The sequence below is a fragment of the Streptococcus oralis genome, from assembly GCF_021497885.1.
Taxonomy (GTDB): domain Bacteria; phylum Bacillota; class Bacilli; order Lactobacillales; family Streptococcaceae; genus Streptococcus; species Streptococcus oralis_BQ.
The window spans coordinates 1,584,862-1,597,783 of record NZ_CP046523.1 but is presented as its reverse complement, the minus strand read 5'-3'; the positions used below and the strand labels follow the sequence as shown (position 1 = coordinate 1,597,783).

Annotated in this window: 11 protein-coding genes; 4 read left to right on the top strand and 7 right to left on the bottom strand. The window is 43.4% G+C overall.

Annotation, left to right across the window (positions count from 1 at the left end; genetic code table 11):
- Positions 1–84 precede the first annotated feature (84 nt).
- The 6 genes from GOM48_RS08050 to GOM48_RS08025 are packed head-to-tail and all read right to left on the bottom strand — an operon-like array spanning position 85 to position 2,803.
- The gene (locus tag GOM48_RS08050; RefSeq protein WP_235097085.1) at positions 85–561 is read right to left on the bottom strand and encodes a glutathione peroxidase; all 477 of its coding nucleotides are present in this window, start codon (positions 559–561) and stop codon (positions 85–87) included.
- Positions 558–1,136 (bottom strand): DUF3278 domain-containing protein, encoded by a 579-nt coding sequence (locus GOM48_RS08045; RefSeq protein ID WP_235097084.1) that lies wholly within the window; start codon positions 1,134–1,136, stop codon positions 558–560. The genes GOM48_RS08050 and GOM48_RS08045 overlap by 4 nt, the downstream gene beginning before the upstream one ends.
- A 12-nt stretch (positions 1,137–1,148) precedes the next feature.
- Complete coding sequence (locus GOM48_RS08040) at positions 1,149–1,490, bottom strand: hypothetical protein (protein ID WP_084976023.1); 342 nt, start codon at positions 1,488–1,490, stop codon at positions 1,149–1,151.
- A gap of 10 nt (positions 1,491–1,500) precedes the next feature.
- Positions 1,501–2,043, bottom strand: a complete 543-nt coding sequence (locus GOM48_RS08035; protein ID WP_235097083.1) for a DUF3278 domain-containing protein — start codon at positions 2,041–2,043, stop codon at positions 1,501–1,503.
- Positions 2,044–2,053: 10 nt separating this feature from the next.
- Entirely contained in the window at positions 2,054–2,593 is a 540-nt protein-coding gene (locus GOM48_RS08030) for a DUF3278 domain-containing protein (RefSeq protein ID WP_125450077.1), read from the bottom strand.
- A gap of 15 nt (positions 2,594–2,608) precedes the next feature.
- Positions 2,609–2,803 carry a helix-turn-helix transcriptional regulator gene (locus GOM48_RS08025; RefSeq protein ID WP_125409809.1) on the bottom strand — a complete coding sequence of 65 codons (195 nt, stop codon included), beginning with the start codon at positions 2,801–2,803 and terminating at the stop codon, positions 2,609–2,611.
- Between the two features lie 162 nt (positions 2,804–2,965).
- On the opposite strand from GOM48_RS08025, the gene rsmH reads away from it, so the two are divergent.
- The 4 genes from rsmH to mraY are packed head-to-tail and all read left to right on the top strand — an operon-like array spanning position 2,966 to position 7,485.
- Complete coding sequence (gene rsmH / locus GOM48_RS08020; protein ID WP_000159390.1) at positions 2,966–3,916, top strand: 16S rRNA (cytosine(1402)-N(4))-methyltransferase RsmH; 951 nt, start codon at positions 2,966–2,968, stop codon at positions 3,914–3,916.
- Between the two features lie 10 nt (positions 3,917–3,926).
- Positions 3,927–4,244 (top strand): cell division protein FtsL, encoded by a 318-nt coding sequence (ftsL, locus tag GOM48_RS08015; protein WP_049500388.1) that lies wholly within the window; start codon positions 3,927–3,929, stop codon positions 4,242–4,244.
- Positions 4,245–4,247: 3 nt separating this feature from the next.
- On the top strand, positions 4,248–6,503 hold the full coding sequence (gene pbp2X, locus GOM48_RS08010; RefSeq protein WP_235097082.1) for a penicillin-binding protein PBP2X: 2,256 nt from the start codon (positions 4,248–4,250) through the stop codon (positions 6,501–6,503).
- 1 nt (position 6,504) lies between these two features.
- The gene (gene mraY / locus GOM48_RS08005; RefSeq protein WP_235097081.1) at positions 6,505–7,485 is read left to right on the top strand and encodes a phospho-N-acetylmuramoyl-pentapeptide-transferase; all 981 of its coding nucleotides are present in this window, start codon (positions 6,505–6,507) and stop codon (positions 7,483–7,485) included.
- 69 nt (positions 7,486–7,554) lie between these two features.
- On the opposite strand, the gene GOM48_RS08000 is transcribed toward mraY, so the two are convergent.
- Positions 7,555–12,690, bottom strand: coding sequence for an SIALI-17 repeat-containing surface protein (locus tag GOM48_RS08000; protein WP_235097080.1), 5,136 nt, complete (start codon positions 12,688–12,690; stop codon positions 7,555–7,557).
- Positions 12,691–12,922 lie beyond the last annotated feature (232 nt).

Here is a 12,922-nt window from a genome sequence, read left to right as displayed (position 1 = left end):
TTAAAGAAAATCAGTTACTTTTTAAAGAAAAAACGCATCCTTTCAGGGCTCAAACTAAATGAAAGGATACGTTTTAAAAAGAAATTAGAGTATTTTTTGGAGAGACTCTTGGATGGTTTGGGGGTCTGTTTTGGAAGAGAAGTGCTCAAGGACTTGCCCATCTCGACCAATGAGAAACTTAGCAAAATTCCATTCGATTCGTTTTCCTAGCGGGCCAGATTTCTGGTCTTTTAGCCAAACATAAAGAGGATCTGCCTCCTTGCCGTTGACCTTAATCTTGGCAAAGCGAGGGAAAGTGGTCTGATAGTGTAGACTGCAGAAACTATTGATTTCCTCTGCGCTGCCGGGTGCTTGTCCCATAAACTGATTGCAAGGGAAATCTAGGATTTCAAAGCCCTGATCTTGATAGCGTTCATAGAGTTCTTGAAGCCCCTGGTACTGGGGCGTTAAACCACATCCAGTAGCAGTGTTGACAATCAAGAGAACTTTACCACGATAGCTCTCTAGGGAAGTTGCTTGGTTGTTTTGGTTCAAAACGGAAAAATCATATATACTGGTCATTTTTCTATATTCTCCTTATGCATTCCTGATTCAGAGTGTTTTACCTCGTGTTCCGATAAAAAGGCGTAGGTCATGGTTCCAAAGATGGCACCAATACCCAATCCCAAGACTAGTAAAGGGAGCGTTTTATCGAACTGGGAGAGATTGTCCCAAAAGGTATCGAGGGGAAGATGCTGAACAAAGAGTTTATGAAAGATTAGTAAGAGGAAGAGACCAAGCTGAATGCTGAGGAATACACCCCAACTACGAACTTTGATTTGACTTTTGCTGTAGCTTTTGTGATGGATTTCGGACGGGTCATCCTTGTCTAAATGTAAGTTGCGAACTGCTAGTCTCGCCCTAGATGCGAGGACGAAGATAAGTCCAAAATAGAGGTAGGGCATGGCATCTCGAACCAACTCTATGAAGCGTCCAAATAGGAGATAGAACAAGAAGAGTAGGAGGGAGGAGTAAACGATTTGGATCAAGGCACGGGCACAAGCCCTGTAGATTATCTCTTGGTGACATTCATCAAAGGGGCCTTGTATGTGAAAGAATAGTTTGAGTAAGCGAGTGGTGAAATCTTCTTTTTTCATGGGAGTAACCTTCTAAATGAGCGATTTTTGATTGACTTCTTTAAAGAGTTGATAGAGAGTATAGAAGTAAACCAAACTAAAAATGATACAGATTATTAGAAATACCAGGTATCTCCAATCCATAGGATTTGTTAAAAGTTGTGGAAAGGATACGAGGATAAAACAGAGAGATGCGTTTAGAAGACGTATTTTTTTTGATTGGATTTTCTGGAATCTCTGCCCCTTGTTCAATACAGGAAGGAATAAAAGAAAGATAATCAAGAAAGGATGCTCAATATGTCCAGAAAGTAGGAAAAAGGTAATAAAGATACTGATAAAAACATGACTGATCAGCAGTCTCGCTAGTGATTTCATAAGGTATCTCCTAGTCGTCTTCTTGGTCTTTCTTGGCTTTTTGAATGCGAAGAGAGACAACAATTTGCATCATCAGTCCGAAAAAGAAAGCTCCCAGTATAGTTTTTAAAATATGTTTTGTATTCAGAAGAGAACTGATGAAATTTGGATTTTCACTGGTTAGGGTATCAATGAATGGCATTATAAAAAATATCGCTATGCCATAGATCAGACCGGCTCTTAGACCAGGAAAATGTAGCTGTTTGCTTTCTTTTTGACTCAGCATTTCGGGATCAATGGCTGTGATGCCTGTTTTCTTGGTTTGGGAGACCACATAGAGAGCAGAAATCATCGAAATGACGAATACCACAAGAGGATAGCCGATAGCGACAATTTGCGGATATTTATAAGCAAGGACAAAGGGGATGAGATTGCCAAATATCATGAGATAAAAGAGAACAATAAAGACCTGATTCCCGATACGATCGGCCTCGCGCCGTTTGTGTTCGTCAAGGGGACCAGAAATACCGTATATGCGTTTAATGAGTTTTTCAGTGAGAGTTTCTTTTTTCATTTGTTTGCTCCTAATCATCCTGATCTTTCTTGGATTTTGCAATGCGACGGGAGATGATAATTTGTATAATCACTCCGAAGAAGAAAGACTGGAGAATACTTGAAAAAATATTTTTAAAAGTGAGAAGAGACTGAAGATAGTCCTGACTCTCACCTAGTAGTATATGGAGAAGAGGGGTTACAAAAAAACTCATCAATCCATAGACTATCCCCGCTTTAAGACCTGGGTAGTGTAGTTGCTTGCTTTCTTTCTCATTCAGCATATCTAGATCAATGGCTGTGATGCCTGTTTTCCTGGTTTGGGAGAGCACATAGAGAGCAGAAATCATCGAAATGCCGAATACCACAAGAGGATAGCCGATAGCGACAATTTGCGGATATTTATAAGCAAGGACAAAGGGAATAAGATTACCTAAAGTCATGAGGTAAAAGAGAATCACAAAGATTTTATTTCCAATGCGGTCAGCTTCGCGTCGTTTGTGTTCATCAAGTGGTCCTGAAATGCCATAAATGCGTTTGATCAGTTTTTCAGTGAGAGTTTCTTTTTTCATGAGTTTGCTCCTTTTTTAAAAATTATCCTCCCAAAAGAGACTATTGAGGTCAGTTTTGAGGCTGCGGGCGAGATTGAGACAGAGTTCCAGGGTTGGATTGTACTTGTCGTTTTCAATCATGTTGATGGTCTGTCTCGAGACACCGATATCTTTGGCGAGCTCGAGCTGGGAAATGCCCAGTTCCTTGCGGAATTCTTTGACACGATTCATAAGGTCTCCTTTTTGATATGTCGTATATATTTGACTATATTATATTCTTTTGGAGATAAGATATCAAGTATATATGACATTTTTTTGAGAATTTTTTTCGAAGAAACTTAGCCTTGTCTGACAAGTGCAAGCTAGTCAGATTTGTGGTAAAATAAATAGGATATGACAAAAGAATTTCATCATGTAACGGTCTTGCTTCATGAAACGATTGATATGCTGGACGTGAAACCTGACGGTATCTACGTTGATGCGACCTTGGGTGGAGCAGGCCATAGCGAATATTTATTAAGTAAATTAAGTGAAAAAGGACATCTCTATGCCTTTGACCAGGACCAAAATGCCATTGACAATGCGCAAAAACGGTTGGCACCCTATATCGAAAAGGGGATGGTAACCTTTATCAAGGACAACTTCCGTCATTTGCAGGCACGTTTGCAGGAGGCTGGTGTCCAGGAAATTGATGGAATTTGTTATGACTTAGGGGTGTCCAGTCCTCAGCTGGATCAGCGTGAGCGTGGCTTTTCTTATAAAAAGGATGCGCCACTGGATATGCGGATGAATCAGGAAGCTAGTCTGACGGCCTATGAGGTGGTCAATCGTTATGACTATCATGACTTGGTTCGGATCTTTTTCAAGTATGGTGAGGATAAGTTTTCTAAACAGATTGCTCGTAAGATTGAGCAAGCGCGTGAGGTGAAACCAATTGAGACAACGACGGAGTTGGCAGAGATTATCAAGTCGGCCAAGCCTGCCAAGGAGCTCAAGAAAAAGGGGCACCCTGCCAAGCAGATTTTCCAGGCTATCCGAATCGAAGTCAATGATGAGCTGGGCGCTGCAGATGAATCCATCCAGCAGGCCATGGACATGCTGGCTCTGGATGGGAGAATCTCGGTCATTACCTTCCATTCGCTGGAAGACCGCTTGACCAAGCAGTTATTCAAAGAGGCTTCAACAGTGGAGGTTCCTAAAGGCTTGCCCTTCATTCCAGATGACCTTAAGCCCAAGATGGAATTGGTCTCCCGCAAGCCAATCTTGCCAAGTGCTGAAGAGCTAGAAGCAAACAATCGTTCGCATTCAGCCAAGTTGCGCGTGGCTAGAAAAATTCACAAGTAAGAGGAAAAACATGGCAGAAAGAATCGAAAAAACAAGCCAGTTATTGCAAACGAAGTTTAAAGGTTTTTCACGTGTGGAAAAGGCCTTCTATGTTTCGATTGCTGCAACAATGATTATCCTGGCAGTTAGCGTTGTGTTTATGCAGACCAAGCTATTACAAGTTCAGAATGAATTGACCAAGGTCAATGCTCAAATCGAAGAAAAGAAAACCGAGCTCGACGATGCCAAGCAAGAGGTCAATGAATTGATTCGTTCAGAACGTTTGAAAGAGATTGCAAATTCCAAGGATTTGCAGCTGAATAACGAAAATATCCGAGCAGCGGAGTAAGATATGAAACAGTGGAAAGAAAAAATCATCCGTTATGCCGTTCGTAACCGTAAATCTCCAGAAGAAAACCGCCGAAGAGTAGGAAAAAGCCTGAGTTTATTGGCTGTCATACTCTTCGCTGTCTTTTTGGTCAACTTTGCGGTCATTATCGGAACGGGTAAAAAATTTGGTAAGGACTTGGTTCAAGAAGCAAACAAGGTTCACCAAACAACCAAGACGATTCCTGCAAAACGGGGAACCATCTACGATCGTAATGGAACGCCTATTGCTGAGGATGCGACTTCGTATAATATCTATGCCGTTATTGACAAGACCTACAAGTCAGCAACAGGTAAAATTCTCTATGTAGAGGATTCTCAATTTAATAAGGTGGCTGAGATTTTCCATAAGTATCTGGATATGGAAGAGTCCTATGTCAAAGAACAACTTTCTCAGCCAGATCTAAAACAGGTATCCTTTGGTACCAAGGGAAATGGGATTACCTATGCCAATATGATGGCCATTAAAAACGACCTCAAAACTGCTGGTGTCGAGGGAGTTGACTTTACAACTAGCCCTAACCGTAGTTATCCCAATGGGCAGTTTGCTTCTTCCTTTATCGGTTTAGCGCAACTCCATGAAAATGAGGATGGCACCAAACGGTTGATTGGGACATCTGGACTGGAGAGTTCCTTAAATAGCATTCTGGCGGGTACAGATGGGATCATCACCTATGAGAAAGATCGTCTGGGAAATATTGTTCCGGGTACAGATCAGGCTTCCCAACAAACGGTAGATGGAAAGGATGTGTACACAACCCTTTCTAGTCCCTTGCAATCCTTTATGGAAACTCAGATGGATGCCTTTCTAGAAAAAGTAAAAGGTAAGTATATGACCGCGACCTTGGTCAGTGCAAAGACCGGTGAAATTCTCGCTACCACCCAACGACCTACCTTTAATGCAGATACTAAAGAAGGAATCACTGAGGACTTTGTTTGGCGTGATATCCTCTATCAAAGTAACTATGAACCAGGATCAGCCATGAAGGTGATGACGTTAGCTTCTTCTATTGATAATAATACCTTCCCAAGTGGAGAATACTTCAATAGCAGTGAATTAAAAATAGCGGATGCGACGATTCGAGATTGGGATGTTAATGATGGTTTGACTACTGGTGGGATGATGACTTTCTCACAAGGTTTCGCTCACTCCAGTAATGTTGGAATGAGTCTACTTGAACAAAAAATGGGAGATGCTACTTGGTTGGATTATCTAAACCGCTTTAAGTTTGGAGTGCCGACGCGTTTTGGTCTGACTGATGAGTACACAGGTCAATTGCCTGCAGATAATATTGTCAATATTGCCATGAGTGCATTTGGTCAGGGGATTTCTGTAACGCAGACCCAGATGCTACGTGCTTTTACAGCCATTGCTAACGATGGGGTTATGTTGGAGCCTAAATTTATCAGCGCCCTCTATGACCCGAATGACCAGTCTGTTCGTAAGTCTCAAAAGGAAATCGTCGGAAATCCTGTATCAAAAGCGGCAGCTTCCTCTACTCGGGATCACATGGTCATGGTCGGAACAGATCCTGTCTATGGTACCATGTACAACCACAGTACAGGAAAGCCTAATGTCAATGTTCCGGGACAGAATGTTGCCCTGAAATCCGGGACTGCTCAGATTGCCGATGAGAAGAATGGGGGCTACCTGACAGGTGAAACCAACTATATCTTCTCTGTTGTGTCGATGCATCCTGCAGAAAATCCTGATTTTATCCTCTATGTGACGGTGCAACAGCCAGAGCATTATTCAGGCGTTCAGCTGGGAGAGTTTGCCAACCCAATCCTTGAGCGAGCTTCTGCTATGAAAGAATCCCTCAATCTTCAGTCAACTGCTAAGAACTTGGATCAGGTCAGCAAGACGACAAGCTATGCTATGCCTGTCACCAAGGACTTTACCCCAGGTGACCTCGCAGAAGAATTGCGCCGAAACCTGGTCCAACCAATTGTTATCGGAACAGGAACCAAGATTAAGGATCTCTCTGTTTCTGAAGGAGATAATTTGGAAGCCAATCAGCAAATCTTGATCCTGTCAGATAAGGTCGAAGAAATGCCTGATATGTATGGCTGGACAGATGAAAATGTGCAAACATTTGCTAAGTGGCTAAATATAGAAGTCGAGTGGGAAGGTAGTGGCAAAACGGTCAAGAAACAAAGTGTCCGTGCCAATACGGCCCTCAAAGACATCAAAAAAATGAAAATAACTTTAGGAGATTAAGATGATTAGTTCCATTAATGCTGGAGTTCTAGCCTTTCTATTGACCTTGATAGGTATTCCAGCCTTTATCCGATTTTATCGAAAAGCACAGATTACAGGTCAGCAGATGCACGAGGATGTCAAGCAACACCAAGCTAAAGCTGGGACTCCGACCATGGGAGGCCTTGTCTTCCTGATCGTTGCAGTTGTTGTGAGCTTCCTTGTCGCTCTCTTTACCCAACAATTGACCAACAATGTAGGCATGATTTTGTTTATCTTGGTTTTGTATGGTTTGGTAGGTTTTTTGGATGATTTCCTCAAAATTTTCCGTAAGATCAACGAAGGATTGAATCCTAAACAAAAGCTTGCTCTCCAGTTGCTTGGAGGAGTGATTTTCTACCTCTTTTATGAGCGTGGGGGCGATATGCTTTCAGTTTTTGGCTACCAAGTGCACCTGGGTATTTTCTATATTTTCTTTGCCCTTTTCTGGCTAGTTGGTTTTTCAAATGCGGTGAATCTGACGGACGGGATCGATGGCTTAGCAAGTATTTCCGTGGTGATTAGCTTATCGGCCTACGGTGTGATTGCTTATATGCAAAATCAACTGGATATCCTTCTTGTGATTCTTACCATGATTGGTGGTTTGCTAGGCTTCTTCGTCTTTAACCACAAGCCTGCCAAGGTCTTCATGGGAGACGTTGGAAGTTTGGCTCTAGGTGGGATGTTGGCAGCAATCTCTATGGCCCTCCACCAAGAATGGACCCTTTTGCTGATTGGGCTTATCTATGTCTTTGAGACAAGCTCTGTTATGATGCAGGTTACCTACTTCAAACTTAGTGGTGGAAAGCGTATTTTCCGTATGACACCTGTGCATCATCATTTTGAACTTGGGGGATTCTCAGGCAAGGGCAATCCCTGGAGTGAGTGGAAGGTTGACTTCTTCTTTTGGGGAGTTGGGCTTCTAGCAAGTCTCTTGACTTTAGCCTTTTTATACCTACTGTAAAAATAATTTCTGATTACAAAATAAAACAGGATGAAGGTGATCTTCATCCTGTTTTTGTGTGCTTAAAAGTTAGTTGGATTCATCCTTTCTTCTTTTTAGCATAAAAGTGGCTGTGAGGGCTAGGCTGAGGCCTGCTAAGAAGAGGAGTGGGTTGGACGCTTCTCCTGTTGCTGGAAGTTGTTCTTTAGGAGAATGATTTCCAGTTTTAGCAAGACTAGGACTAGCTGAAAGTTGTTCAGTTTCGTGTGCCAAGGTTTCTGTATCTGAAGTACTTGGTTTTTCCTCTGTGCTAGAGGTTGTTCCAGCAGTTTGATAGACGACAGCATAGGTACTGAAATGACTGGTGATGAATTCTGCCTTTCCATCTCGAACGTCGAAATCAAGGGCTTGCAACTCCTTAGTTGGAGTGAGGTAGTAAATATTTTCTACGCTAGCTGAAATAGGCAAGCGAACCAAGACAGAGCATTTTGGCTGCAAGCTATGATCTGTTGGATTTTTAAGTTGTAGGTCGTAAGCATCATAGGTCTTGCCAAAGAGTTCTTGAGCTAGGACACGTCGGCTAGAGATGTGAGAAATTCCTTCTAAGTCGGTAGCCCCACCGATGATTTCAACCCCTGTCTTTTTATCTTTCAAGGTGCGCAACTGATACTCAGGTCGGGTGAGGGTTGGAGCAGCCTGAACTCCACTAGTTCCGATAGGTTTGGTGTATTCAGGTTTTTCAACAGTAGGAGCTTCCTCTTGACCTGCTGTTCCGATAGGTTGGGTGTATTCGGGCTTTTCTACAGTAGGAGACTCTTCTTGCCCCGCTGTTCCGATAGGTTTGGTATATTCTGGAATTTCAACAGTAGGTGGCTCTTCTTGCCCAGCAGTTCCGATAGGATCGGTGTATTCAGGAATTTCTACAGTGGGTGGCACTTCTTGCCCTGCAGTCCCGATAGGATCAGTGTACTCAGGTTTTTCAACAGTAGGAGCTGGTTCCTCTCCCTTGCTTGTAGTTGGTTGCTTCTCATCAACTTTCTTTTCATCCTTTTTAGTAAAGACAGCTACGATAGGGCTGCTTGTGGTAGTACCTTGAATGGTATAAGCTTCAATGGCATTTCCAGCTTTGCGATCGGTTTCGTCAGGGATTGGGATTTGAACTTGATTGTCTTGGACTGATAGGATAGTCTGATCTCCACTTGTAACCAGATGCGTTTCATCCACCTTGCGTAAGACTAGAGGATCTTTGACACCCGGGAAGGTCACAGCGATGGCTTCCCATTCCCCAGCTGGTAGAGTTAAGGAAATGGTTTTGTCATTTTCCTTAAGAGGCGCGATGCTCGGGCTATCTATACCAACAGCAGGGGCTTTGATGATATCAAAGGAGTCTAGAGAGATTTTCTTGCGACCTTCTGGCGAATCTGGGTCAACTTGTAATGTCAGGGTGTGCGGACCGTCAGTAAGATTTGTAAATTCGCCAATAAAGGCCCTCTTTTCAGTTGCACCTGACGTATAAAAGTCTAGACTTGGCATTTCTTTGCCATCTAATGTAACACGTGCTCGTCCAAGGGCAAGGCTCTTCAAGCCATAGATACGAATACCTGTTCCTGTAAAGGAAATGGTTGCTTGAGCTTCTGAAGCTACACTAGAGTCGCTATTGTTGATGTCAGCGTATTTTTCCGTACCTCCGTAGAGTTCAGGGTCAGACCAGTCCTTAAACTGGGCACCATACTGGATGCGCGAATCACGATCATCCATTTTTTCAATCGTGTTGCCTGCTCCTGCTAGGATCTTGAAGTAGTCTAATGAAATTTTCGAGCGCTCACTACCACGTCCTTTGTGCTCACGTTTAACACGAAGAGTCAATGTATGAGGTCCGTCAGATAATCCTGAGAAGCGACCAATGAGACTGCCTTTTTCAGTTGCTCCAGCAGTATGGAAGTCAAGCTCGCCGACTTCTTTGCCGTCAATTTTAGCAGTGGCAAGACCTAGTTCAGACGATTTCAGTCCATAGATTTCGATACCAACACCAGTGAAAGGAATGGTAGCAGTGATGTCTTCGTCTGTGTAGTCTCCTTTTGAAAGGTCAGCAAATTTCTCTGTTCCTCCAAATAATTCTGAGTCTGCCCAGTTTCCAAAGGCAGCTCCGTACTGGATGCGGCTATCTCGGTCGTCCATCAACTCGCTATAGGTTTCGACAGTGGCCTGTTCAGAAACTTGTGTGGCAAGCTCGCCCAGCATAGCCTTGACAGTATAGGTGTAGGCATGTTGAGGATTGAGTGATCGGTCAATAAAGTGGGTTTGATTGGTTACAAATTCTCTGGTCGCAGAGGTTTGACCATTTTCGTCTTTCACTTGTCTTTGGATGACATAGTGGGTAGCGCCTTCTACTTGGTTAAAGGTAAGTTCGGCAGTGACTCCATTTTGTCGAACGGCTGTCAGACTGGTTACACGACCAGGGAAATGTTCAAAGGTAATGACGTCACCTTTTTGTGTTGCTAGTTGGATACGATTGTTTTTGAGAATCGTTGCCTTGACTGGTTTGCCATTGACCTTGATCTGACTAGCTTCGATGTTTGGATAGTCTACAACCAGGTCTCCACCGACATTTGAAAGGAGGGACAAGCTTTGCAGGTTTTTATCTTTCCACTTCATGCTGACTTCAAAGTTTCCTCGAGCAACCAAGCCAGAAACCTGACCGTCTTTCCAAGCATCAGGAAGGGCTGGCAAGGGTGCAATATAGCCTGTATGAGATTGGAGGAGCATTTCTGCCATCCCACTAGTTGCTCCAAAGTTGCCGTCGATTTGGAAAGGTGCGTGGGTATCCCAAAGGTTTTCTAGGGTTGAATACTTGAGCTGTTCAGCGAGTAAGCGATGGGCACGATTGCCGTCTAAAAGGCGAGCCCAGAGGTTGATTTTATTGGCTTTAGACCAACCTGTACCACCATCTCCACGGTGGTTCAAGGTAGCACGCGCAGCTTCTAGGTATTCAGCTTGGTCCTTGCTAAAGAGCGTACCTGGGAAGAGACCAACTAGATGGGAAACGTGACGGTGGTGATTTTCAATCCCTTCATTGGTGAATTGGGGGCTGTCCTCCTCGTACCATTCCTTGATGCGTCCCTCTTTGTTGATGTGAAGTGGTTTGAGTTTGTCAAATTTAGCCTTGACCTCTGTGACTAAGTCTTGGTCGACTTTCAGATGGTTGGCAACTTCCATGTAGTCGTGGAATAGCTGCCAGACTAGCGATTGGTCAAAGGTATTTCCGATGGTGATGGTCCCGTGTTCTGGTGAGTAGGATGGGGAAGACACCCAACGGTCGCTTTCTTTGTCGTAGTGCAAGAAGGAGTTCCAGAACTTAGCAGTCTCTTTCAACATAGGATAGATCTTTTCTTTGAGATAAGTCTCATCCTTGGTGAATTTATAGTAGTCATAAACGTTCTGCATCATCCAGGCATTAGCGGCTGGCGACCAACCCCAATAGTAATTCCAACCAGGAGTAGTCCAGCCAAATGGTGTTGCCTGAGTATGGACCAGCCAACCATTTTCTTGTCCGTCTTTTGATTCAATACCAGCGTATTCTTTAGCAGCGATACGACCATAGTAGCGCATGTCGTCAATGTAATTGATCATTGGCTTGGCTGTTTCAGCAAGGTTACTCATGTAGGCAGGCCAATAGTTCATTTGCAAATTGACATTGAGGTGGTAGTCAGCGTTCCAAGGTGGATTGTCTACAGCATTCCAGACTCCTTGTAGGTTGGCAGGAAGGGCATCTGTCCGATCACGAGACGAGCTGATGAGTAGATATCGGCCATATTGGAAGAAGAGTTCTTCCAGTTTTTGACCTTTGCTAGGGTTATAGCTTTGAAGGGCCTCTTTCGTCGTTTGAGCAGTCTTGTTTCCACCTAGGTTCAGTTTAACGCGGTTAAAGAGATTTTGGTAATCCTTGATATGGTCTTGCTTAAGTGTTTCGTAGTCCTTGGCCTTAGCTGCTTCTACAATCCCTTTAACCGTTTTTTCGAGGTCAATGTCTTTTCGATAATTGGTTTTTGGATTTTGAGCAAAGTTAGTCTTGGCGCTGAGATAGAGGGTTGCATAACTTGCGCCTGTAACGGTCAGAGTTTCGTCCTGAACAGTCACCTTTCCGTCCGTTTTAATTCCTAGATAGGATGCAAATTTGAGGCCGTTATCTTTGACAGTTCCCTTTAGAAGGATTCCGTTTGCATCTGTAGTGACATGACCATTCTTATAGTTGGAATATTCCCAAGAGTAGTTGCCATTAGCAAGCAAGTCTTCTGTCAAACTGTTCCAAAGGGTAAAGTCAAGTGTCTTGTTTCCTTTTTTGGTCAAGTGGGTCACAGTGACATCATCAGGATAACTGGAGAAGGTTTCGCGTTTGAAGGTCGTCCCATCTTGGGTGTAAGAAGTAGTCGTAGTGGCCTCTGTGATATCCAAACCACGGTGATAATCTGTTACGGTATCCAGCCCTTTTTTCTGGTTATTGAAGACCATGAAGATATCACCAAAGGCTAGGTAGCGACCATATTGGGCATTATTAGGCCCAACTAAATTTTGTTCAGCCAGTTGTTTGGCTTTTTGGCGGTCTCCATCTTCGAGAGCCTTACGAATTTCTGCCAAGACCTTGTAGCGATCCTTGTAGTTCCCACCATTATAGTCGGTGCTATCGGGCTGGGGCCCTCCTGACCAGAGGGTCTTTTCGTTATACTGGATTCTCTCTTCACCAATCAGACCAAAAACCTTGGCTCCCATCTCGCCGTTTCCGACTGGAAGGGCTTGTTTTTCCCAACCGTCATAGGAAGGAGTTGTTGGTTGATTGTAGTTAAGTTGATAGTTTTCTTGCTTTGTCACGGGTAGCTCGGTATTTTCATTCTCCTTGTTTTCGTTTGATTCAACAATAGGCTCAGAACTAGTTTGGCTATTTGTAGCTTGTGGAGTCTCAGCAGGTTTACTTTCAGCAGGATTGCTTTCGACATCTGACTTCTCAACTAGAGCTGGTTTAGTGGTCTCAGTCGGTTCAATCTGCTCTGATCCACTATCAGGTTTAATAGTAGTCTCGACAATACTTGGATCATTATGCTGCACTTCAATACCATCAGCTGAGACTGTATGACTAGATAGAAAAACAGCTCCCAACAAAACAGAAGCAGTCCCAACCGTCAGCTTGCGGATGCTATAGCGACAGGATTTCTCCCAAAAGTGTTTTTTCATAAAACCCTCCTTTGTTTATCCGAAACCGCTTACATTTCATAAAGCAGTTTCGTTTAATTTGTTTCTATTTATCTCCTCACCTCCCATTCTAATGGTCGCTTAGCATTTGTCAAGAGGTTTTTGGTGAAAAACATATTTGAGATTGCTTTTTCTTAAAATAGTAGAGAAAAGAGAGGAAGGGGGAGAATTATTCGTAATTTCATAGTTCATTCTGATTGTATGACTAGCTTAG